Annotated in this window: 19 protein-coding genes and 2 riboswitches; of the genes, 11 read left to right on the top strand and 8 right to left on the bottom strand. The window is 65.7% G+C overall.

Annotation, left to right across the window (positions count from 1 at the left end):
• Window positions 1–94: 94 nt before the first annotated feature.
• From GGQ74_RS10455 to GGQ74_RS10425, 7 genes are all read left to right on the top strand, one after another.
• The gene (locus tag GGQ74_RS10455; protein WP_167941496.1) at window positions 95–361 is read left to right on the top strand and encodes a hypothetical protein; all 267 of its coding nucleotides are present in this window, start codon (window positions 95–97) and stop codon (window positions 359–361) included.
• Window positions 358–1,161, top strand: coding sequence for an amino acid ABC transporter permease (locus GGQ74_RS10450; protein ID WP_167941495.1), 804 nt, complete (start codon window positions 358–360; stop codon window positions 1,159–1,161). Before GGQ74_RS10455 ends, GGQ74_RS10450 begins: the two co-directional genes overlap by 4 nt.
• A gap of 2 nt (window positions 1,162–1,163) precedes the next feature.
• Window positions 1,164–1,952 (top strand): amino acid ABC transporter ATP-binding protein, encoded by a 789-nt coding sequence (locus GGQ74_RS10445; RefSeq protein ID WP_167941494.1) that lies wholly within the window; start codon window positions 1,164–1,166, stop codon window positions 1,950–1,952.
• 50 nt (window positions 1,953–2,002) lie between these two features.
• A complete protein-coding gene (locus tag GGQ74_RS10440) occupies window positions 2,003–2,836 on the top strand; it encodes a transporter substrate-binding domain-containing protein (RefSeq protein ID WP_167941493.1) in 834 nt (277 codons plus the stop codon).
• Between the two features lie 45 nt (window positions 2,837–2,881).
• On the top strand, window positions 2,882–3,769 hold the full coding sequence (locus tag GGQ74_RS10435; RefSeq protein ID WP_342448612.1) for an amino acid ABC transporter permease: 888 nt from the start codon (window positions 2,882–2,884) through the stop codon (window positions 3,767–3,769).
• A 102-nt stretch (window positions 3,770–3,871) separates the two neighbouring features.
• Window positions 3,872–4,129: a glutaredoxin family protein gene (locus GGQ74_RS10430; protein ID WP_167941492.1), complete on the top strand. Its 258-nt coding sequence runs from the start codon at window positions 3,872–3,874 to the stop codon at window positions 4,127–4,129.
• The gene (locus tag GGQ74_RS10425) at window positions 4,129–4,476 is read left to right on the top strand and encodes a ferredoxin-thioredoxin reductase catalytic domain-containing protein (RefSeq protein WP_167941973.1); all 348 of its coding nucleotides are present in this window, start codon (window positions 4,129–4,131) and stop codon (window positions 4,474–4,476) included. The genes GGQ74_RS10430 and GGQ74_RS10425 overlap by 1 nt, the downstream gene beginning before the upstream one ends.
• 80 nt (window positions 4,477–4,556) lie before the next feature.
• Here the strand turns inward: GGQ74_RS10425 and GGQ74_RS10420 are convergent, their stop codons facing one another.
• The 4 genes from GGQ74_RS10420 to GGQ74_RS10405 all read right to left on the bottom strand — a co-directional run bounded on the left by GGQ74_RS10420 (window position 4,557) and on the right by GGQ74_RS10405 (window position 9,779).
• A complete protein-coding gene (locus GGQ74_RS10420; protein WP_167941491.1) occupies window positions 4,557–6,002 on the bottom strand; it encodes a sigma-54-dependent transcriptional regulator in 1,446 nt (481 codons plus the stop codon).
• Window positions 5,995–7,818, bottom strand: a complete 1,824-nt coding sequence (locus GGQ74_RS10415) for a two-component system sensor histidine kinase NtrB (protein ID WP_167941490.1) — start codon at window positions 7,816–7,818, stop codon at window positions 5,995–5,997. The genes GGQ74_RS10420 and GGQ74_RS10415 overlap by 8 nt, the downstream gene beginning before the upstream one ends.
• A 113-nt stretch (window positions 7,819–7,931) precedes the next feature.
• On the bottom strand, window positions 7,932–8,420 hold the full coding sequence (locus tag GGQ74_RS10410; RefSeq protein ID WP_167941489.1) for a periplasmic heavy metal sensor: 489 nt from the start codon (window positions 8,418–8,420) through the stop codon (window positions 7,932–7,934).
• A gap of 219 nt (window positions 8,421–8,639) precedes the next feature.
• Window positions 8,640–9,779, bottom strand: coding sequence for an MFS transporter (locus GGQ74_RS10405; protein WP_425338091.1), 1,140 nt, complete (start codon window positions 9,777–9,779; stop codon window positions 8,640–8,642).
• A gap of 243 nt (window positions 9,780–10,022) precedes the next feature.
• On the opposite strand from GGQ74_RS10405, the gene GGQ74_RS10400 reads away from it, so the two are divergent.
• Window positions 10,023–11,000, top strand: coding sequence for a glycosyltransferase family 2 protein (locus GGQ74_RS10400; RefSeq protein WP_167941488.1), 978 nt, complete (start codon window positions 10,023–10,025; stop codon window positions 10,998–11,000).
• Between the two features lie 130 nt (window positions 11,001–11,130).
• Here GGQ74_RS10400 and GGQ74_RS10395 read toward each other — a convergent pair whose 3' ends face one another.
• Both GGQ74_RS10395 and GGQ74_RS10390 read right to left on the bottom strand, forming a co-directional pair.
• On the bottom strand, window positions 11,131–12,783 hold the full coding sequence (locus GGQ74_RS10395; protein WP_167941487.1) for a Na/Pi cotransporter family protein: 1,653 nt from the start codon (window positions 12,781–12,783) through the stop codon (window positions 11,131–11,133).
• Between the two features lie 87 nt (window positions 12,784–12,870).
• Entirely contained in the window at window positions 12,871–13,068 is a 198-nt protein-coding gene (locus tag GGQ74_RS10390; protein ID WP_167941486.1) for a hypothetical protein, read from the bottom strand.
• A gap of 222 nt (window positions 13,069–13,290) precedes the next feature.
• Between GGQ74_RS10390 and GGQ74_RS10385 the strand changes: the two genes are divergently transcribed.
• Window positions 13,291–14,448, top strand: a complete 1,158-nt coding sequence (locus GGQ74_RS10385) for a response regulator (RefSeq protein ID WP_167941485.1) — start codon at window positions 13,291–13,293, stop codon at window positions 14,446–14,448.
• On the opposite strand, the gene GGQ74_RS10380 is transcribed toward GGQ74_RS10385, so the two are convergent.
• Together GGQ74_RS10380 and GGQ74_RS10375 are read right to left on the bottom strand one after the other, a co-directional pair.
• Window positions 14,445–17,186, bottom strand: coding sequence for an ABC transporter substrate-binding protein (locus GGQ74_RS10380; protein ID WP_167941484.1), 2,742 nt, complete (start codon window positions 17,184–17,186; stop codon window positions 14,445–14,447). The two genes, GGQ74_RS10385 and GGQ74_RS10380, sit on opposite strands and share 4 nt — an antisense overlap.
• 117 nt (window positions 17,187–17,303) lie before the next feature.
• Entirely contained in the window at window positions 17,304–19,100 is a 1,797-nt protein-coding gene (locus tag GGQ74_RS10375; RefSeq protein ID WP_167941483.1) for an aldehyde ferredoxin oxidoreductase N-terminal domain-containing protein, read from the bottom strand.
• A 285-nt stretch (window positions 19,101–19,385) separates the two neighbouring features.
• Between GGQ74_RS10375 and GGQ74_RS10370 the strand changes: the two genes are divergently transcribed.
• Together GGQ74_RS10370 and thiS are read left to right on the top strand one after the other, a co-directional pair.
• Complete coding sequence (locus GGQ74_RS10370) at window positions 19,386–20,627, top strand: dicarboxylate/amino acid:cation symporter (protein WP_167941482.1); 1,242 nt, start codon at window positions 19,386–19,388, stop codon at window positions 20,625–20,627.
• 193 nt (window positions 20,628–20,820) lie between these two features.
• A riboswitch (TPP riboswitch) is annotated at window positions 20,821–20,926 on the top strand.
• Window positions 20,927–21,026: 100 nt separating this feature from the next.
• A riboswitch (TPP riboswitch) is annotated at window positions 21,027–21,134 on the top strand.
• Between the two features lie 198 nt (window positions 21,135–21,332).
• A complete protein-coding gene (thiS, locus tag GGQ74_RS10365) occupies window positions 21,333–21,533 on the top strand; it encodes a sulfur carrier protein ThiS (RefSeq protein ID WP_167941481.1) in 201 nt (66 codons plus the stop codon).
• Window positions 21,534–21,535 lie beyond the last annotated feature (2 nt).

Here is a 21,535-nt window from a genome sequence, read left to right as displayed (position 1 = left end):
CCCGACAGGCCGTTCGCGACGCGCGGGCGGCCCGCATTTGCGCACAGCGCCCATTTTCTGCTAAGCTTGTCCTTTCGTGCGAGGAGGACACAGCATGGCATCCCGCCCAGCCAGACACCCCGACCACCTGCGCCTCACCTCCGTGGTCTTCTACGGCCCCGGCGGAGGAATCGCGCGCCCGTGCGACGGCCCTGAACAGGCCCGGCCCCGTGCCACCCGCCGCCGCACCGCATCCCGCCCCGTCCGCTCCCGCCCGACACGGCGCATGGTCCCCCGCCGCCACACGCCCCGGACCACAAACCCCTTCGCCCCATCCGCCCACCCGCGCACCGGCACGACTGCAACCGGAGGCACCGCATGACGACCGTTGCGTCCCCGCAGTCCGGCCATGTCCGCCGCGTGTTCGACATGGCGCGACTTGTCGCCCTCGGCGCGCTGGCGCTATGGCTGCTGGCCCTCGGCGAGCGGGGGCTTGGGTACCAGTGGCAGTGGTACCGCGTGCCGCAGTACCTCGTGGACACGCGCGGCGGAACGCTCTCGGCCGGTCCGCTGCTGGAGGGGCTGGTGGTCACCTTCGGCATCACGGCGGCAAGTCTCGTCCTGTCCATGACCTTCGGCCTGTGCGCCGCGCTTCTGCGCCTGTCGGACTCCTTCGTGGCGCGGCTCGCTGCGCGGGGGTACGTGGAGCTCATCCGCAACACGCCGCTTCTGATCCAGCTCTTCTTCATCTACTTCGTCATCGCACCAGTCATGGACATAAGCGCCACGACCTCGGCCATCATCGCCCTCTCGCTCTTCGAGGGAGCCTACGCGTCGGAGATCATCCGCACGGGCATTGAATCCGTTCCGCGCGGCCAGTGGGAGGCGGCCCACAGCCTCGGCCTGTCGCCCTTCGCCACCCATGCCCGCGTCATCCTGCCGCAGGCCCTGCGACGCATCCTGCCACCGCTCACGGGCGTGGCGGTGTCCCTCGTCAAGGACTCCGCGCTGGCCAGCACCATCGCCGTCTACGAACTGACCCAACAGGGGCAGATCATCATCGCGGACACCTTCCTGACCTTCGAAATCTGGTTCACGGTTGCCGCCGTGTATCTGGCGGCCACGGGTAGCCTGTCGTGGGCGGCCTCGGCCATGGAACGACGCCTCGCCACGGGAGACTGACCATGCTCATCGACACGCCTTCCTCCGCAAAATCCCTCCCCACGGACACGACGAACGCCGCGCCAGTCATCGTCGTGGAGAACATCTCCAAGACCTTTCAAAACGGCGTGAAGGCCCTCGACGGCGTCAGCCTGTCCGTCTCCCGCAGCGAGGTCGTGGTGGTCATCGGGCCATCCGGGTCCGGCAAGTCCACCCTGCTACGCTGCCTCAACGGGCTGGAGGACGTGGACGAGGGCCGCGTCGTCATCGACTCCATCCCCCTCGACGACACCCGCCGCCACCGCGACGCCATCCGGCAGGAGGTGGGCATGGTCTTCCAGTCCTTCAACCTCTTCCCGCACCTCACCGTGCTCGGCAACGTGAACCTCGCCCAGACCCTCGTGCGCGGAAAGTCCCGCAGCGAGGCCACCGCCGCGAGCATGGCGCTTCTCACCCGTGTGGGCCTCGCCGACCGGGCCGACAGCTACCCCAGCCAACTCTCCGGCGGACAGCAGCAGCGCGTGGCCATCGCCCGCGCGCTGGCCATGCAGCCCACGGTCATGCTCTTCGACGAGGCCACCAGCGCCCTCGACCCAGAAATGATCGGCGAAGTGCTGGAGGTGATGCGCGGCCTCGCCGCCGACGGCATGACCATGGTCGTGGTCACCCACGAAATGGGCTTCGCGAGGGAGGCCGGCGACAGAATCGTCTTCATGGAACACGGGCGCATCGTGGAGGAAGGCCCCACGCGGCGCTTCTTCGATTCTCCGCGCGAGGAGCGGACCAGGCTCTTCCTCGGCCAAATACTCTAGTCATCCGCCAACGACGCGAAAACGAACACACAGCAGCAAAGGAGACCCAGATGCGTACGACCGTCCGGACCATTCTCGCCGCCCTCGCGGTCCTCTCCATCCTCATGGCGGCCACCGCCGCCACGGCGGGAGACATGGCCCGCGCCCTCACCGAGGAAAGCGCGCTGACCAGCATTCTCAAGCGCGGATCACTGCGCGTGGGCATGGACACCTTCGTGCCGTGGGCCATGAAGGACAAGAACGGCGAGTTCATCGGCTTCGAGATCGACGTGGCCCGCAGGCTGGCCGAGGATCTCGGGGTGGGCGTCGAGTTCGTGCCCACGGCGTGGGACGGCATCATCCCCGCGTTGCTCTCCGGCAAGTTCGATATGCTCATCGGCGGCATGAGCATCCGCGCGGACCGGGCAGCCAAGGTCAACTTCTCCATTCCCTACTACGACACCGGCATGGCCATCGTCGCCCACCGCGAGGTCGCCCCCAGCTACACGAAGCTCGAAGACTTCAACCACAGCGGCGTGGTCATCGTGGCCCGCAAGGGCACCACCGCGGCGCGCGCAGCGGCCCGCCACATGCCAAACGCCACGCTCAAGCTCTTCAACAAGGAGCCGCAGGCCGTGCAGGAGCTGCTCAACGGACGCGCCCACGCCTTCGTAAGCATGGCCCCGCTGCCCGCGCAGGAATCCATCAAGCACGCGGACAAGCTCTACCTGCCGTTCAGCGGCACCTTCACCACGGAACCGAACGGCATTGCCCTGCGCAAGGGCGACGTCGACACCCTCAACTTCGTGGATAGCTGGATTCGCGTGGTTCGCGCCGAGGGCTGGATTCAGGAGCGCCAACACTACTGGTTCGAAACCATGGACTGGCAGGACCGCATCCAGTAGCGGACAGGGCCGCCCACCCGGCGGCCCGTAGCCACCCGATCGACCATGATGCGCACACGCAAACGCCCCGCCGTCCGCCCGCTGGACATCGCCGTCATCCTCGCGCTGGCGGGTCTTGCTGCGTACATGGGCTGGCGAGTGGAAATCCGGCTCGACTACGACTGGCGCTGGGAACTGATCGGCCAATACCTGCTGCGGCGCGACGCGTCGGGCGCGCTGGTTCCCGGCGTGCTGACGCAGGGGCTTCTGACCACCGTGCGCCTGAGCGTGTGGACCATGCTCGCCGCCACGCTCATCGGCACGGTCATGGGCCTCGCCCGCACCAGCACCAGCCTGTTCCGCAGGCTGGCGGGGCAGTGCTACGTGGGCCTCGTGCGCAACACGCCGCCGCTGGTCCTCATGTTCATCTTCTACTTCTTTCTCGCGGACCAACTGCTCAACGCGCTAAACGTGGACGCGGCGGTACGCGCCGCGCCGCTCTGGGCGCAGCACGCGCTGGCCCTGACTATGGCCCCGGTGAACGAGCTCCCCGGATTTCTCTCCGGCCTCATGACCCTCGCGGTCTACGAGGGGGCATACATCACCGAGCACGTGCGCGCGGGCGTCCAATCCGTGGAGCGCGGGCAGTTCGAGGCTGCCTACGCCCTCGGGCTCAGCCCGTGGCAGCGCATGCGCCACGTCGTCATGCCGCAGGCGCTCCCGCGCATCGTTCCGCCGCTGGCGGGGCAGTTCATCTCAACCATCAAGGACTCGGCCATCGTCTCCGTCATCTCCATACAGGAACTGACCTTCCAGGGCATGGAACTCATGGCCGCGACCTACATGACGTTCGAGATATGGATCACGGTAGCGCTCTTGTACCTCGCGCTGACGGTGGCCTGCTCGCTGGCGGCCCGCCGCGTGGAACTGCGCTTTCGGCGGGGGCTGTCCTGAGCGTTGACGCCACGGCCGCGAGTCCGTAACACCATGATCATGCCCATAGGCGTCGCGCCATGGTCACCGCGCGCCGAAGGACCAACCAGAACGGAGGTTCCGATGCCCCATCACGTCAAGGTGTTCGCCCTGTCCACCTGCATCCACTGCCGCAACACCAAGGAATTCCTCGACCAATGCGGCGTGAGCTACGACTGCGTCCACGTCGACGAACTTACCGGCGACGAACGCAAGGCCTGCATTGAGGAAGTCCGCCGCTACAATCCCGCAGTCTCCTTCCCCACCGTGGTCATCGACGGCGACACGGTGGTCGTGGGCTTTCGCAAGGACAGGCTGCGCGAACTGCTGGGAGGCGCATGATGAACGCCAAGGACCTGCACGACCGGCTGAAGCCGCTTCAGGAATCCAAGGGCTACCACTTCAATCCCGATGAGAAGATGACCATGGCCCTTCTCGAAAGTCTGCTCGTCAACCGCGACCGCTACGGCTACATGGCCTGCCCCTGCCGCCTCGCCGCCGGGGACCTCGATGCGGACCGCGACATCGTCTGCCCCTGCGCCTACCGCGAGGCGGACGTGGCCGAATTCGGCGCCTGCTACTGCGGGCTGTACGTCTCCCGCGAGTGGATGACCACGCCCGAGGCCAAGCGCGAGACCGTTCCCGAGCGCCGCCCCCCGGAAAAGGCCCTTGCCGCCCTCGGGGACTAGCCCACTCCACAGCCCAAAGAAAAGGGGCCGATCCACCAGACCGGCCCCTGAATTCTTCCCATGACACATGAGCTGGCGCATCATCCGCGACGCGCCAATCCGTACTTGCGCAGCTTGTACTGCAAGGTACGGCGGCTGATGCCAAGCGCATCCGCCGTCTTCTGCCTGTGCCCGCCGTGGGCGTCCAGCGCGTCCATCAGCGCCTGACGTTCCGCATCATCAAGGGACGTCGGTCCCGGACGGTAGGCGATGTACGGCTCCGGCTCCGCGAAGGGCGACATGGACGAGGCCATGGCCTCCTCCTCGCTCACGCCCACCGGAGCGGGAACCATGCGCGGCGCGGCGTGTCCGGCCAGCACCTGCGGCGGCAGATCCGTCACGCTCAGCGAATCCGTACGCGAAAGCACCAGCGCCCGCTCAAGGGCATTCTCCAGCTCGCGCACGTTGCCCGGCCACGAGTATCCGGCCAGCGCCTCAAGGAAGCGCGGCCCCACCTCGCGCACGGGCTTGCGGTTCTTGCGCCCGAGCTTTTCCAGAAGATGTGCCACCAGAAGCGGAAGGTCCTCCATGCGCTCGCGCAGGGGCGGAATGTGCACCTCCAGCACGTTGAGGCGGAAATAGAGATCCTCGCGGAAACGCCCCGCCGCCACCTCGACGGCGAGATCGCGGTTGGTGGCCGCGATGATGCGCACATCCACGGGCACGGCACCAACGCCACCAAGCGGCTCCACCATGCGCTCCTGAAGCGCGCGCAGCAGCTTGGCCTGCAACTCCATGGGCAACTCGCCGATTTCGTCGAGGAACAGCGTGCCGCCGGACGCCAGTTGGAAACGGCCGGGCTTGTCGCGATTGGCCCCAGTGAAGGCGCCCTTCACGTAGCCGAAAAGTTCGCTCTCCAAAAGATCGGCGGGTAGGGCCGCACAGTTGACCTTGATGAGCGGTCCGCGCACACGCATGCTGGACTGGTGCAGGGCGGCGGCCACAAGCTCCTTGCCGGTGCCGGACTCGCCGGTCACGAGGACCGTAGCCTCGGTGGGGCCGGCCTGCGCCACAAGCTCCCGCACGCGCTCCATGTGCGCGGTCTGCCCGATGAAGCCGTCCACGGAGCCGGTCTCGCGACGAAGCTCCCGATTTTCGGCCACGAGGCGCGAATAGTCCCACGCCTTGGCCAACACGGCCTTGAGTTCCTCGTTGTCGGCGGGCTTGGTCAGATAGTCGAAGGCACCCTTCTTCATGGCGTCCACCGCCGAACCGACGGTGCCGTAGGCGGTCAGCATGACCACCGGCACGCCGGGAACGGCGGCGCGTATCGCGCCAAGGGCCTCCAGCCCATCCATGCCGGGCATGCGCATGTCCAGCAGGACCACGTCCGGCCCGGCGTCGGGCAGCATGGACAGCGCGGTCTCCGCGCTCTCCGCCTCCATGACGTGCCACCCGGCATCGTGCAGCACGGCCCCAACGAGCAGCCGCAGCGCGGGTTCGTCGTCCACCACCAGCACACGCCGGGATTCACCATATTCACGCATCACTGTCGACTCCGTCTGTGCTGTCGTCCTGCACCCACACGGGGAAGCTCAGGCGCACTTCCGTGCCGTGGCCCGGTCCCTCGGTGCTTGAAACAATGGAAACCTGTCCGCCGTGGGCGCGCATGATGCCGTGCACAATGGCAAGGCCAAGGCCCGTCCCCTCGCGGCGGGATGTGAAAAACGGTTCCAGCGCGTGCCTGCGCTCCTCCTCGCCCATGCCGTGCCCGTTGTCGCGCACGGCCACGCACACCGCGCCCTGCTCCTCGAAGGTCGCCACCTCCACCCGGCCCGGCTCCTCGCCGTCCGCGGAGCGGTCGATGGCGTTCAGGCTATTGATGACGAGGTTGAGCAGCGCCTGCTTGAGCATGTCCGGATCGGCATGCACGACCACGTCGGAGAGGTCGCTGCCGAAGACGGCGCCCTTGAGCTCGAAGTCTCGGGCCAGCAAGTTGCCGATGTCGGCGGTGAGGATGGGCATGTCCACCTCCCGGCGCTCCGGTATGCGCGGACGCGACAGGAACAGCAGGTCCGAGACGACCTTGTTCAGGCGGTCGGCCTCGCGGACCATGGTCTCGGCGTACTGCTCCTCGGGACTCTTGCCCTTGAGCTTGTCCGCAAAGAACTGGGCGAAGCCGCGCAGCGCAGAGAGCGGATTGCGAATCTCGTGGGCAAGACCTGCGGCGAGGCGGCCGATGGCCGCAAGCTGCCGCACCTCGGCGAGGTCGTCCTCAAGGGCCTTGATCTCGGTGCGGTCCCGCACAAGCACGAGGCGGTCGCCCGGTTCGCCCTCATCCTTCTCCGAGGCGGGGATGGGCAGGCACAGCACTTCGAGGCTGCGCCCGGCATAATCGTACTGAATCCACGTCCGTGCGCTGCCGCACCTGTCGCGCGCGGGGATGTCGCTCCCCGTGGCGCTGCGCAGGGGCAGGTCCGCCCAGTGGCGGCCCACGATGCGCGGATGTCCCTCGTCTTGAAGGATGATCTCCGCCGCCGGATTGGTGGACAGGATCATGCCGTCCGCATCGAGGGTGACGAGACCTTCGGGCATGGTGTCGAGCAGGCGGGAATGGAAGCGCTCCAGCCGGTGCAGCCTGCGGCCCTGATCACGCCGCCGCATGTAGGCCAGCGCGAGGCCCCACAGGAACAGCGCCACCAGCAGCACGTACAGGGTCTGGTACATGGCCGTGGAACGAAATTTTGCGAACTGCTTGAGGTGGCGGGTGGCGTCGAGCCCCACAACGAGGTAGGGAATCCCGGCCCCGCCGGGGGCGCACTCGAAACCGGAATCCTGCTCGCACAGCATGCCGAGCGTGCGCCGCGATTGCAGGGCGGCCACGAAGATGTTGCTGCGGTTGCTGGAGTACAGCGCCTGCCACTCGCCGGTGGCATGCAGGGCGTCCCAGCCCTGCTCGGGAATTTCGGGATACACGAGGCCCTGCTCGGACACGGTGAGAATGAGCGTGCCGTTCTGGGCATAAAGGGACAGGAATTCCACCTCGCTCTGCTCGACGAGGTCGGAGAGCATCTCGACGACCTGCTGGCGCGACGTTCCCGGTCCGATAGGATGCCCAGGACCGCCCATCGGCCCCATAGGCCGACCGCGACGGCCCATGCCGCGCATCTCGCGCATGAGGCTCGTCTCGATGCCACGCAGGATAACCCGCGAGGACAGGAACATGTGCTCGTTTATGGTCTCGCGCTGCTGGCGGAGGTTGTGCCACGTGACATAGCTGATGCCGAGGCCCAGCACCACGAGGGCGAGGGCGGCAATGAGGAGGGGATTCGAGTCTTTGCTGCTTCTGAGTCCGAATTCCATCGGCTGTCCCGAAAAAACGGTTCCGGGGGACCGGCTCCGAGCCGGCCCCCGGAAACACTATGAGGAGGGGCTTGTCGTACTTTTAGCGATGAGGATCGCTTGAATCCGAGAGTCTAGTTGTCGCTTTGGCCGTAGCAGTTGCCGCCGCCGAAGCCGGGGCAGTCACCGCCGCGTCCGCCACCGGGGCAGCCTGCGCCGCCCATCATGCCCATTCCGCGGCCCATGGGGTAGCGGATGCCGGTCTCATCGGCTATCTTCTGGCGAAATTCCACGCGCTTCTTGAAGAAGTCCGAATGCAGGGCATTGAGTTCGGCGATGACGGTGTCGATGCGCTTCTGATCCTTTTCGCCGTTGGCGAGCAGGGCTTCCAGCTCGGCATTCTTGGCGTACATCTGCTGCCGCAGGGGCTGGGTATCCGCGAAGAACTTCTGGGAGAGGGCATCGGCCTTCTCCTGCTGCTCCTGCGTCAGGGCGTGGTAGCCCTGCCCGCAGTATCCGCGTCCCATGCCCTGACCGCGATGCGGTCCGGCGTAGGCCATTGCGGAGAGGGCAAGAACCGCGACGGCTACGAAGACGGCGATGGTGGTGTTTTTCCTGGTCATGACTTTGCTCCTTGGGATGAGGGGGCTTTGTTCGCTTTCACCCTCGGTTAAGCAGGAGGCGTGCCAAACTCGAAAAACATTGAATCACGCCGTATTGTCGGATTTGTGCATTTTCCGACCGCCCGACTTGTGCAAATGGCATCACACCACGAAGCCCCATTTTGTGCAACATGATTCACATGTGCAAATCTGGCCCCGCCTTGTGCAACTCCCATCACCCTAGACGCGCTCGGTGCGGATGAATTGCACAAGCACAAGGGACACGCAGGCCAGCCCAGCACCGCCGAGGAACACCCATGACGGATGGACCATCCACAGCATGCCGCCGCAGAAGGGAATGACCACCGCCGCAATATGGTTGATGGTGAACCCGGCGGCCATGCTCGGCGCGATGTCGCGAGGGTCCGCGATCTTCTGAAAGTAGGTGCGTATGGCTATGGCGAAGTTGAAGAAGAGGTGGTCGAGGATGTAGAGCACGGCCACCAGCGCCCGGCTCTCCACGAAGGCGTAGGCCGTGAAGATGAGCACGAGGCTCGCGTATTCGAGGGTCAGCACCCGGCGCTCGCCGAAGCGGTTGATGGCCCGGCCGATGCGCGGCGAGGCGAACCAGTTGATGAGGTTGTTGACCACGAACAGCGCCGTGATCTCGCGCACGGAGTAGTCGAACTTCTGCACGAGCAGGAACACGGAAAAGGCCACGAAGACCTGCCGCCTCGCCCCGGCGAAGAAGGTCAGCAGATAGAACAGCCAGTAGCGCGAGCGCAGCACCATGCCCTTGCGCTGGGGCACGGCGTCCTGCGTATCGGGGCGAAAACGCAGGCAGCACAGGCCCGCAACGGCGACCACCGCGCCAAGCAGCGCGAACAGCCACTCGTAATCGAGCACTCCGGCCAGCAAAAACAGGGTGCCGCCCACGGCGAGGTTGGCCAGCGAGGTCAGCCCGCGCAGTCTACCCACCACCAGCGGCGCGGTGGAGAGATCGAAATGCTGGAGCGTCAGGGACTGGTTGAGCGTCTCGTAGTAGTGGAAGCCGAAGGACATGATCAACGTAGTCAGCGCCAGCCCCCACGTGGACGGAAACAGGCCCGTAATCGACACGCCGATGCCCACCACGGCCACGGAGAGCGCCGCGAGGCGATGCTCGCTCACCACCAGCAGCAGATAGACCACAAGCACGGCGAGAAAACCCGGAACCTCACGCACGGACTGGATAAGCCCCATGCCGAGGCCATCCACCCCGGCCACCTCCACGGCGAAGTTGTTGACCAGCGTCCGCCAGCCCTGCAGGCCCACCGCCGCAGCAACGGTCAGCACCATGAGGAATATGTACATCCGCCGCGTCGAATCATTCGTCTGCACTGCTCACCCTCCCGGCATGCCCCACCATGCGAAACCGCACGACGCGACGGCATGCCGCTTTTTTTCCGATGCATATTCCCAACGTTTCCCGCGCATTGCACATAAAAACGTCATGAATTGAATTTTTCTTTCAAAATACCCCTAAAGGGAAAAGGCATAAAAGCCGATCATACAATCGGCAAAAAGGCGTAGTGTACCCATCGCGTGTTCCATCTGGACCGGACGCCGCAGGAGAGCGGGAAAATGGCCAAGATCATCGACATCACGCCGCATTCGCGAGACATCACACCCGTGCTGATGCTCATCACCTCGCACAGGATGGACTGCTTCGTCCTGTGCCTGAAGTGCCTTGAGCTGTACACGGACCTGACGCGCTTCAAGAAAATCTACATCCTCGCCAACGCCGTCAGCGACGAGCACGCCCTGCTCATCAAGGCCTTCCAGAAGCGCCACCCCGGCGTCATCGACGTGCACACCTCGCCGCGAAGCATCGTTCCGGCCATGGTCGCCATGGAAAACTTCATCATGGCCCGCCACTTCGACGACGTCATCGTCAAGCTGCACGAGGACGTGTTCGTCACCCCGCGCTGGCTGGAGCGGCTCATCTCCGCCTACAAGACGCACCGCAGGCACCCGACAGTGGCGCTCGCCTCGGCCCTCGCGCCTGTCAGCCGCACTGGGCGGCAGGTCATGGACCGCGTGCTACGCGCCCACTACCGTCGCGAGCGCTCGCGCATGCCCGCCACGCCCGTGGAGTCCAACGCGGTCTACCACCGCTTCATGTGGGAACGCGTGCTTTTTGACGATCTCGAAGGCAAGTTCCTCGAACTGGAGATGACCAAGTACTCCTACGTGCCCTACGTGAGCACGGAATGCATCATCTTCGACCATCGCCTCTCCGAGCTGATCCTGCCCATGCCCCTGCGCCCGGTGGAGGGCGTCTCCCGCGTGGACGAATTCCACATCAACGCCGCGCTTCGCGCAAACCATCTTCAGGCGGCGGTGGTCACCGACGCCATCGTCCACCACTTCAGCCACCACGGGCCCGAGGAGTACCTGCGCAGGCACATCAGCATGGACGACGTCTGGTGGCATATGACGTTCCTCGACGAAAACCCCGCCCACAAGGACCGCAACCCATTCGCTCCCTCGCTGCCCGGCGCGGGCCGCCTCTCGGCGCGAAAGCGCATGCGCGGACGGGAACTGCGAATTCCAAGCTGATCGCGATAACCGGAGACGGCCGAGCGACCACACCGGGAACGAGTGATGCGACGACTTCCCGGTCCGCCCGACCCCCGACACAAAAGCCCCCGCACGTTGCGGGGGCTTTTTCATGCCTGCGCCACCGTCATCAGGCCGAAGCGCCAGCCACACCACCCGAGGGCGCGATGCCGACGGTCCCAAGCACATCGTCGAGCATGTGCGCAGCCTTCTCGATCTGATCCATCATCCGGTGCACGTGGGTCATGAAATCCAGATGCGCCACCATGTCGGGAATGGGCAGTTCTCCACCCGCTCCGGCATCCAGCAGCGCCTGCTTGAAATCCTGATAGGCGGTCTCGAATTCCTCGGCCAACTGCCCCAGCCGCGCCGCCTCATAGCGGTCGTCGGACGGATCGGCGGCCAGCGTCGCAGAGGCCGCGCGCTTAAGGACGGCGTCGCGCAGTTCGCTCACCACACCGGCGGGCAAAGGCTCCAGCTCTGCCAGCACATCCATGGCATCCTGCGCATGCTCGCCAGCCCGCGAATAGTAGCGGGCCACACGCAGGATGTCCGGCACGATCTCCGCCGCGTTCTGCGACAGGCCGACCTTGGACACCCGCGTGGCGTACTCCGCCACCACGGAATGCAACTTGGAAAGCACCGCCTTCACGCTGTGCACCTCGCGGCAGGCCCCACCGCTGCACGTGAGCGCCACATGCACCAGCCGCCGCGCAATGCTGCCCACACGGCAGGTCTCGCGGGTCAGCGCGCCAACAGCCACGGCGGGCGTGGCCAGCACGTTGCGGTCAAGGTAGCGCGGCACGCTCTCGTCCTCCATGGGCGTGCGGAATCGGCGCTCCAGAAAGCGCACCAGCATCCCCGTCACGGGCCACATCACAAGAATGCCGAGGACGTTGAACACGGTGTGGAACATGGCCAGCACCATGGTCGGACTGCCCCCGTGCCCCAGCGAGTCGCGCATGCCGACCAGCGTGGCCACCAGAATGGGCAACAGCGCCACGGCCACCGCGCCGGTGATGAGATTGAAGGCGACGTGTAGCGCGGCCACCCGCCGCGCGGCGGGCGTCGCGCCGATGGACGCGAGCACCGCAGTGCTGGTGGTGCCGACATTGGCCCCCACCACCGCAGCGGCCGCCTGATCGAGGGGAATCATGCCGCCGGACACGGCCGTGAGCACAAGGGTCATGGTCGCCCCGGAGGACTGCATGACGCAGGTCAGCGCGAAGCCCAGCGCAACGAAGACAATGTCGCCGCCAATTCCCGACGGCGCGATGTCGGTGAGGCGAATGGCACCGCCGATGTCGCCGAAGGCACCCTGCAGGAATTCGATGCCGAGGAAAAAGAGACCGAATCCGGCCAGCGCCTCGCCCATGGCCGCGCGGCGCGAGGCGCGCCCGGCGATCCACAGCGCGGACCCGGCGGCGATCATGGGCAGCGCGAAGGACTGGATGTCCACCTTGAAGCCGAGCCACGCCACGATCCACGCCGTGGTGGTGGAGCCGACATTGCTGCCGTAGACCACCCACACCGTATGCGCGAGGCTCATGATGCCCGCGTTGACGAAGCCTATGGCCATCACGGTGACGGCGGATGACGACTGCACGGCAGTGGTCATGCCGAAGCCGGACACAAGCCCTCGCAGCGGGGTTTTGGTGGAAGCGGAAAGGATGCGGCGCAGCATGCCACCCGCCGCGAGGCGCAAGCCATCGGTCATGAGCTTCATGCCGAGCAGAAGCAGACCGAGGCCTCCGGCCAGTTGGACGACACTAGAACTCTGCATGCGTTCTCCCTTATGCTCGATGGGTATGAGGGGGGACGTGCCGAAAGTATACGTCAGGCGGGGGAAAAGAAAAACGCGAATGCGCCGCTACCAGGAATAGGGCGACACGGCCTCGGTCCGGGGCGGCTCACAGGTTCCGTCCTCGAAGACTCTGGCCCGGCACTTCTCGCACACCCAGTGCGACCGGCTGACGAAACGCTCCTTCAGGCAGGAATGAAAACGCTGGTAGGTATGTTCGCCACAGTTCGGGCAGTGGCGCTTGACGAGAATACTCATGACGGCCAAGGGATATACGCCCTCCACCTGCCTGGGTAAAGTCCGAACGTCCCGCATTTGTGCGATTTTCACCTTCCATTGCGATGTCCGTGCCCGAAAGCGCCCCCCCACAGTTGCCCCGGCACGGCAAAGCGGATACATATGTTGTATGAATCCAGAACCGCGACGCGCATTACGTCCGCCAAGGCGCACGGCACACCCACGTCCCGAACGCGAACATCCGAGCCGAACATGAACGACGAGACCCCCACAGTTTTGTGCATCGACGACGAGGATATGATTCGCCAGAGCATCGGCGACTACCTCGAAGACAGCGGGTACCGGGTGCTTCAGGCCAACAACGGCCGTACCGGACTCGAGGTCTTCCGCGCCGACCCGCCGGACATCATCCTCGTCGACCTGCGCATGCCCGAGATGGACGGGCTGGAAGTGCTCTCCCATGTCACCAAGGAGGCGCCGGAGGTTCCCATTCTCGTCGTATCGGGCACGGGCGTGCTGGAGGACTCCATCGAGGCGCTCAGGCGCGGCGCATGGGACTATGTGACCAAGCCCATCGAGGACATGGCCGTCCTGGCCCACTCCATGGACAAGGCGCTAGAACGCGCCCGCCTGCGCAGGGAGAACCGTCTCTACCACGAGCACCTCGAACGCGAGGTGCAGCGCCGCACAGCACAGCTCAAGACCGAGATGCTCGAACGCATCCGCGCGGAAAAGGAACTGGCCCAGCAGCGACAGGAAATCCTCGAAACCCAGAAGGAATTCATCTTCCTGCTCGGCGGCGTGGTGGAAACGCGCTCCAAGGAGACGGCCAACCACGTTCGCCGCATGGCGGAATTCACCTACCTGCTGGCCAAGGGATGCGGACTGGACGATGAGGAAGCGCGCATGGTGCGCATGATCGCCCCCATGCACGACGTGGGAAAGATCGGCATCCCGGACTCCATCCTGCTCAAGCCCGGCCGCCTCACGCCCGAGGAATATGAGGTCATCAAGACCCACACCAACATCGGCTACACAATCTTGAGCGTCTCGCCAAAGCGCATCATGCGCGCGGCAGCCATCATGGCCTACCAGCACCACGAGCGCTGGAACGGCTCCGGCTATCCGCAAGGCCTCGTCGGCGAGGGCATCCACCTCTACGGACGCATCGGCGCCATGGCCGACGTGTTCGACGCCCTGCTCTCCAAGCGCGTGTACAAGGAACCGTGGAGCATGTCCCGCATCACGGACTACTTCGCCGAGCACAAGGGCAGCATGTTCGATCCGCAGTTGGTCGAGGTCTTCATGAGCCTGCGCGACGACCTGCTCGCCGTGCGCGAAGCCTACCCCGACGATTCCGACGAAGCCGTCTTCCTCAAGCCCTCCGCATCCAACAACTCCAACAGCTAGCCCTCTCGCGGCAGTTCCACGATGAAGGCCGTTCCGCGCCCCGGTTCGGACTCCACTCGAAAGCGCCCGCCATGGGTCGCCGTGACGATGAAGTAGGCCACGGACAGCCCAAGCCCCGTGCCCTCTCCGGGCGGCTTGGTGGTGAAAAACGGTTCGAACACCCGCCGCACGGTCTGCGCGTCCATGCCCGGCCCGTTGTCCGCCACGGTAACGCGCACGAAGCCGCTGCGGGCCGCCGTGGACACGGTAATGACCGGCTCGTCCCCCTTTTTGCCTCGCGACAGCGCCTCCGCCGCGTTGCGGATCACATTGAGGAACACCTGCTCAATCTGCCCGCGCGAGCATGGCACCTCCGGCAGATCGGGATCGTACTGCCGCTGGATGGCAATTGCGTCGAAGCCGCACTTCGTGCGCAGGCCAGAATCGCCAGCCGCCAGCGCCAAAGCGGAATCGAGCAGCTCGTTCATGCGAAACGAACCTCGTCCGCGCTCCGGAGTCCGGGTGAAATCGAGCATGGAACTGACGATACGCGCGGCTCGTTGCCCGGCCTCGGCGATGGCGTCGAGATAGCGCACAATCCCGCGCTCTTGCATGTAGGCCGCAACGCCAACGAGGTCCACGCCATGCCGCGCGGCCACCTCGCGGTTGATCGGCAGATCCTCGGAGAAACGCCTGCGCAAATTCTGGCCGCTCTGGAGGATGATGCCCAACGGATTGTTGATCTCATGGGCCATGCCTGCGGCCAGCCCGCCAACGCTCATCATCTTCTCGGTCTGGATCATCCGCTGCTGGATGCGCACCCGATCGGTGACATCCTCGATGCGCACCACGGCCCCCTTGTCGGCTCCCAGCGGATACACGGCCACGTCAACATGCCGCTCCCCGCCGTTCGTCGCCACGGCCACCTCCACGAACGCCTCGCCCCCAGCAGCCACGGCGTGAACCCTATCCATACGCTCGGCCATGAGCGCAAAGGCCTGCTCCAGCGGCATGCCCAAATGTCCCTCCGTCAGCCCCGCCACCTCCGCCGCGTTGCGGTTCCACAGGGCCAGCCGCCCCTGCCTGTCCACCGACACCAGCACCGAGGGGAGCGAATCCATGACGTTCTGGAGCACGGCCCGCAGACGTCGCGTCTCCTCGGCCGCGCGCTTGCGATCGGTGATGTCACGTCCCTCGGCCAGGATGTACACGACGTGCCCGTCCGCATCAGACACGGGCTTGATGGAGAAATCGATAACCCGCGCCTCGCCCTGCGCGGTCACGTGCTCGGCCTCGTCGCAGACCACGCTCCCCCGCGCGGCCAGAAGCAGCCCCTCGCGAACCCGCTCCTGCGCCAGAGGCGACTGGTTCCACCACGGCGTGTCCCAGAAGGGATGGCCCTCGATGTCCCGCGCCTCGACGCCGATGAACTCCAGCGCCGTGCGGTTCACCATCTGCACCGTTCCCTCCGGCGAGAGTAGCGCGCAGAACTGGTAGGTCTGGTCGAAGAGCGCCCGGAACTTGGCCTCGCTGCGGCGCAAGGCCTCCTCAGCGGCGGCGCGGTCCCCTATCTCACCAAGCAGAAGCTCGTTGGTCTCCTCCAGTTCCTGCGTGCGTTCGGCGATGCCCCGCTTGAGCCGGACGCTGAACACGTACATTCCGAGCGCGGCGGCCAGTCCGACCACCGCGACCGAAAAGGCCACCAGAAGCACCCTGTTCAGATCACGCAGGGGCGAATGCAACCCCTCGCGAATCACCAATCCGTCGAGGGAACATCCTTGCGGCGCAAGCCCGGCCTCGGCGAAGGCATCGGCGATGTGCCGCAGGCGTTGCGGACACAGGTCGCCCATCTCCACAAGGGCCGGCAGAATGAGCCCACGCAGGCATTCCGCCTCGTAACGCAGGTGCGCACGGCTGCGTGACCCGTCGTAGTGGTCGTGCACCACACCGATCATCTCCTCGACGTTGTCGAGGGCGTAGTTCCATCCGCGTAGCGTGGCCCGCCTGAATCGCCGCGCCCTATCGGCGTGTGCACGCGTCTCCGCACGGGAGGCGAACAGGCAGTCGCCGTAGAAGTCCACGCCGTAGCTTCGCGGCTGGATAAGCACCACGGGCACTCCCCGCTCGCGCACGAGGAACGGCTCGTTGCTCATGTAGGCCGCCACGGCATCCACGCGCCCCTCCACCAGCGCCTCCACGCGGTCATCGCCGCGATCGAGCAGCACCTGCCCCTCCTCGACGCCATCATGCAGCAGCATGAGCAGAAGCGCCTTGCTCATGGAATGCCTATACATGAAACGCCGCCCCACGAGTTCGCGGGGGCGGCTGATGCCCGAGTCGCTACGGACCATGATCACGAAGGGGGAATGCTGCTGGATGGCGGCAAGAAGCACGATCTGCGCGCCATGGATGAAATCAAGGACGATCTGCGCGGTGCCGACGCCATACTCCGCCCGCCCGGCCACCACCTCGGCCACGGGGTCGATGTCCGGCCCACCCTCAACAAGTTCCACGTCAAACCCCTCATCGGCGTAGAACCCCTTCTCCACGGCGGCGTAGTACCCCGCAAACTGGAACTGGTGATGCCACTTGAGTTGCAGACGGACCTTCTCCCGCGCCAGCGCCGGGCATGCGGCGAGCGCGACGACCACACACGCGCACAGCAGCACCGCGCACCGCGCAAATGCGATGCGCCAGCAGGCGCTTGCGTCGAAACGCGGATTGCCGGTCCATCCGAAACGTTGGCATCCATGACGCATGGGGCACTCTCCACGAAGGGTTCTCGCGCCAAGGATAGCAAATATCGCGCAACGCCGACAACAGTTACGCGCAAAAGGCCTCACGCCGAGGCGACAGGCAAAAACTTGAAGAAGGGGCTAGCGGGAGACGCCACCGAGGGTCTTCGCGGCGATGTCGCCGGAAGCCGCCTCGGGGGCGCACAATTCGAGGATGGCGGAGGCATAGGCACTGCGCACGGCCTCCATGTACACGGGGTCCACGGGGCCGCGCGCGGTAACCACCTTGCCGAAACGCTTGGGGATGCGCACCGTGCGGGGGTCGTAGCCCGTGGCGGCGCGGGTGCGCCAGCGCAGGCGCTGCACGCGGGTAGCCGCGCCACGCAGATCCTGCGCGATATCGCCAAGGCCCACCTCGCCGAGGCAGGTGGCGAAGACGTCGGTGGTGTAGATCTTGCGCCCGAACATGCAGCCCACCATACAGTTGACCAGCGTGCGGCGGCGTTCGTCGTCGATAAGCACCCTGACGGCGGCCTGCGGGTCGCGCTCGAAGTGCTCGTAGTCGTAGCAGTAGCAGAGGTTGTCCAGGTGTGAATGGCGAAAATTGAGGGCCTGCGCGGCAAAGAAGACCTCGCCCGTGGCGTAGCCGGACATCTCCTGCCCCAGCACGCAGGCGAACTCCTTGCCGCCGTACTCGCCAGCGGCATGGGCCGCGCCCCGGCCAAGGGCCGCATAGAATGGCGTGGCGCACGACCCGAGAAAGCCGATAGCCCGCGCGTAGGACGGCGCATCGCCGAAGGACAGGGGCACCAGCGTCTCGCGAAGCCCCACCAGCCCGCGCTCGCTGGCCTCGGTGGCCCACGCCAGCGACACGCCGCAGCTCATGATGTCCAGCCCCTGCCGCTCCACGCAGAGGATGAGCCCCATCACATCGTGCGGGTCCGTCACGCCAAGCATGGAGCCGAGGGCGAAGATATGCTCGTAGTCGTAGCTGATGCGGTCCGGATCGGCGGGGGCGGCGCAGAACGGACGTTCCACGCGGGCGAGATGGATGCAGGCGGCCGTGCATCCGGAGCAGGCGGCCTTGCCCACGAAGACGGTCTTCATGAGCGCCTCGCCGGTAATGCGCTCCGCCCCGGTATCCGCGCTGTCCTCGAGGTTGCGCCACGGCAACGCGCCAAGGGCATTGATGGACTCCACGATGCCCGCCGTACCTGGATTGCGGTACTTGCCCATGAGCGGGGAGGTCGCCGCCGCCTTGGCGAGTTCCGCGACGAGCGCCCTATAGGACGCGCTCTTCGGACGCTCGATGCGCCCGTCGCCAAGCACGGCAAAGGCCTTGAGGCCCTTGGACGCCAGCGCGGTTCCCGCGCCGAGGCGGCCGAAATGGCGATGGGTATCAACGGTGACGCAACCGTAGGTGCAGCCGTTCTCGGCGGCGGGACCGATGCAGCACATTGAGGCGCGGGCGGCGCGATCGCCGAGGCGTTCGTGCATGGCGTCGAGGGTGGAGAAGACGTCTCGCCCGCGCAACTCGGGCGCGGGCCACAGGGCCACACCGCCACAGTCCACGCAGGCGACGGAGGTTCCCGGGGCCACGCCGGTGAAGACCAGCGCGTCCCAGCCGGAGCGGGCAAGGGCCATGCCCAGCCGCCCCCCGGCGTGCGATTCCGTGTACTGCCCGTGATAGGGCGACATGAAACCGCAGACCACCTTGCTCATGAGGGGAAAGAGCCCCGTCAGCGGGCCGATGGCGAAGATCACCGGCTGTTCGGGGTGCCCGGCGGGAAGTCCAGCCGCGCCGTACGCACCGAACAGGGCCGCGGCAAGGCCGCTGCCCCCGAGGTGCTCGCGCCGTCCATCGAAGAGCGTCGCCTCGGCAACGCCGGTATCGAGATGGACGCGCAGAACGCGAAACGTGCTGGACTTCTGTATCATGTGCCTTCCGCAAGCCATGGGGAAAGGGATTTCGTCCGCAACACCCGTCGCGGACCCGCCGAAGCCTTCGGTTGTCTCGGAGAACGGGTGCGCTGTCAACAATGCCTTGCATTCAGAAAATCACGAAAACGGAAGCCACGTCATTCCGGACACATCGCCAGCGGGGCATCCTTCGCGCGATCCGCGCCGGGCTTGACAAAACAGGCAATACATTGTCACTAGACTCCCCCCGCAGGGAACCGCTGCATCCTGCGGGAAAAGAATCCGAGGGAGGAGCCTTACAGCATGAAACTCTACCACAAGATTGTCATCGGCCTTGCACTGGGCCTCGGAGCCGGTCTCGTTTTTGGCGAAAACGCGACGGTTCTCAAACCCATCGGCGACATCTTCATCCGGTGTCTCAAACTCATCGTGATGCCGCTCATTCTCGCCACGCTCATCAACGGCGTGGCCAGTGCGGGAGACATCCGCAAGGTGGGCCGGGTCGGCATGAAGACCCTCATCTACTTCATGGTGACCACCGCCATCGCCGTGGGCCTCGGCCTGCTTGTGGCCAACGTCATGCATCCCGGTCTCGGGCTCACCCTCGGCAAGGTGGAAGCCGTCACCCGTCACGAGCCGGTCACCGTGGCCCAGATGCTGGTGAACATGGTGCCCACCAACCCCATCGACGCTCTGGCCGAAGGCCGGGCCTTGCAGGTCATCGTCTTCGCGCTGCTCTTCGGCGCAGCCCTCTCCCTCACCGGCGAGAAGGGCGAGCCCATCCGCCGCTTCTTCGAATCGCTGGCCGAGGTCATGCTCAAGCTGACCGACATCGTCATCAACATGGCCCCTGTGGGCGTCTTCGCCCTCATCGCGTGGACCGCGGGCAAGTACGGCGCGGACATCCTGCTGCCCATGCTCAAGGTCATCCTCGCCGTGGCCATCACCAGCGCCCTCCACATTCTGTTCTCCTACAGCGCCATCGTGGCCCTCGTGGCCCGCATTTCGCCGCTGGACTTCATGAAGAAAGCCCTTGAGCCCGCACTGGTGGCCATCTCCACGTGCAGTTCCGCCGCGGCCTTTCCCTTCTCCATGCGCGCTCAGCGCCAGCTCGGCGTGCCCGAGAAGATCTCCGGCTTCACCCTGCCGCTGGCCCTGACCATCAACATGGACGGCACCGCCCTCTATCAGGCCGTGGGCGCCATCTTCGTTGCCGACGCCTTCGGCATGCATCTCTCGCTCATGCAGCAGGCCACCGTGGTGCTCACCGCAGTGCTGGCCTCCGTGGGCACGGCGGGCATCCCCGGCAGCGGACTGGTCATGCTGACCCTCGTCCTCGAATCCGTGGGCCTGCCGCTGGAAGGCATCGCCATCATGGCGGGCATCGACCGCGTGCTGGACATGTTCCGCACCGTGACCAACGTCGTGGGCGACAACACCTCCGGCGTGGTCGTGGCCGCCCTCGAAGGCGAGCTGGACCGCGAGATGTGCCGCACCCCCCTCGACCAGCTCGAGGACGCGGAACCCGCCACGGCCAACGCCTAGGCATCGGCACATACCAACGATTGCACGCCCCCCGTCGCCCGACGCGACGGGGGGCTTTTTTCATGCAATGGCAAACCGTCCGAAGCCACACCCAGCGCAGTACAAGACGCCCCCAGACGCAAGCGCCCGCATCCGCACCACGAAACTCCATGCACAGGGGACTTTACAGCGCCATCGTTTTCGCCTAGCGTTCCCGGAGTGCTAGGGGGGCCGCGCAAGGCGGCTGAGATGGGACCGCGTCCCGACCCTTCGAACCTGACGCAGTTGATACTGCCGTAGGGAAGCCGGACATCGACACACGCATTCGAGGCCCGCCTTCCGGCGGGCCTTTTTTCGTCCCTGCGCCGGCTCATTGAAACACCATATTCTCGACTGCGCGCCGGTCCCTCGCGGATCGGCACCAGACGCTAGGGGGGCCTGTCCACACAGGCTGAGAGGGGAGCTCGCTCCCGACCCTTGGAACCTGATGCGGTTCATACCGCCGGAGGGAAGCGTCGGCCAATGTCACCACACGAAACGACAGGCCTTCCCCCGGGGAGGCCTGTCGTTTTTTCGTACGCAAAGACTGCTCTCACTGTCGTTGCGCATACAGCCTCTCAACGGTTCCCAGCGCGACCGAGACAACGACGCGAACCGCGACGCCAACGGAAAAGCCCGAAGGGAGAGCGCCCCCTCGGGGCCGAGCGGTCCGCCCGGAGGAACGCCATGGACATCGTACTCAACGGCGAGGCCCGGACCATTCCGGACAACGCCACCGTGCAGGAGCTGCTCGACCAACTGGGACTTGATCCCCTGACCGTGGTCGTGGAGCACAACGGGGACATCCTGCCCCGCGAGACATGCACGCAAACGACACTGACGCAGGGCGACCATCTGGAAGTCCTGCGCTTCGTGGGGGGAGGCTGAGC

The organism is Desulfobaculum xiamenense, assembly GCF_011927665.1.
Taxonomy (GTDB): Bacteria; Desulfobacterota; Desulfovibrionia; order Desulfovibrionales; family Desulfovibrionaceae; genus Desulfobaculum; species Desulfobaculum xiamenense.
The sequence above is the reverse complement of the archived record's forward strand: the minus strand, read 5'-3'. Positions and strand labels throughout refer to the sequence as shown.

What these genes read in the sequence shown, in the direction of transcription:
- GGQ74_RS10385 (WP_167941485.1), top strand. Translation starts at nt 13,291, where the DNA reads ATGAACGACGAGACCCCCACAGTTTTGTGCATCGACGACGAGGATATG.
- GGQ74_RS10430 (WP_167941492.1), top strand. Translation starts at nt 3,872, where the DNA reads ATGCCCCATCACGTCAAGGTGTTCGCCCTGTCCACCTGCATCCACTGC.
- GGQ74_RS10375 (WP_167941483.1), bottom strand. Translation starts at nt 19,100, where the DNA reads ATGATACAGAAGTCCAGCACGTTTCGCGTTCTGCGCGTCCATCTCGAT.
- GGQ74_RS10400 (WP_167941488.1), top strand. Translation starts at nt 10,023, where the DNA reads ATGGCCAAGATCATCGACATCACGCCGCATTCGCGAGACATCACACCC.
- GGQ74_RS10380 (WP_167941484.1), bottom strand. Translation starts at nt 17,186, where the DNA reads ATGCGTCATGGATGCCAACGTTTCGGATGGACCGGCAATCCGCGTTTC.
- GGQ74_RS10450 (WP_167941495.1), top strand. Translation starts at nt 358, where the DNA reads ATGACGACCGTTGCGTCCCCGCAGTCCGGCCATGTCCGCCGCGTGTTC.
- GGQ74_RS10415 (WP_167941490.1), bottom strand. Translation starts at nt 7,818, where the DNA reads ATGGAATTCGGACTCAGAAGCAGCAAAGACTCGAATCCCCTCCTCATT.
- GGQ74_RS10455 (WP_167941496.1), top strand. Translation starts at nt 95, where the DNA reads ATGGCATCCCGCCCAGCCAGACACCCCGACCACCTGCGCCTCACCTCC.
- GGQ74_RS10395 (WP_167941487.1), bottom strand. Translation starts at nt 12,783, where the DNA reads ATGCAGAGTTCTAGTGTCGTCCAACTGGCCGGAGGCCTCGGTCTGCTT.
- GGQ74_RS10425 (WP_167941973.1), top strand. Translation starts at nt 4,129, where the DNA reads ATGAACGCCAAGGACCTGCACGACCGGCTGAAGCCGCTTCAGGAATCC.
- GGQ74_RS10445 (WP_167941494.1), top strand. Translation starts at nt 1,164, where the DNA reads ATGCTCATCGACACGCCTTCCTCCGCAAAATCCCTCCCCACGGACACG.
- GGQ74_RS10370 (WP_167941482.1), top strand. Translation starts at nt 19,386, where the DNA reads ATGAAACTCTACCACAAGATTGTCATCGGCCTTGCACTGGGCCTCGGA.
- GGQ74_RS10410 (WP_167941489.1), bottom strand. Translation starts at nt 8,420, where the DNA reads ATGACCAGGAAAAACACCACCATCGCCGTCTTCGTAGCCGTCGCGGTT.
- GGQ74_RS10435 (WP_342448612.1), top strand. Translation starts at nt 2,882, where the DNA reads ATGATGCGCACACGCAAACGCCCCGCCGTCCGCCCGCTGGACATCGCC.
- thiS (WP_167941481.1), top strand. Translation starts at nt 21,333, where the DNA reads ATGGACATCGTACTCAACGGCGAGGCCCGGACCATTCCGGACAACGCC.
- GGQ74_RS10440 (WP_167941493.1), top strand. Translation starts at nt 2,003, where the DNA reads ATGCGTACGACCGTCCGGACCATTCTCGCCGCCCTCGCGGTCCTCTCC.
- GGQ74_RS10420 (WP_167941491.1), bottom strand. Translation starts at nt 6,002, where the DNA reads ATGCGTGAATATGGTGAATCCCGGCGTGTGCTGGTGGTGGACGACGAA.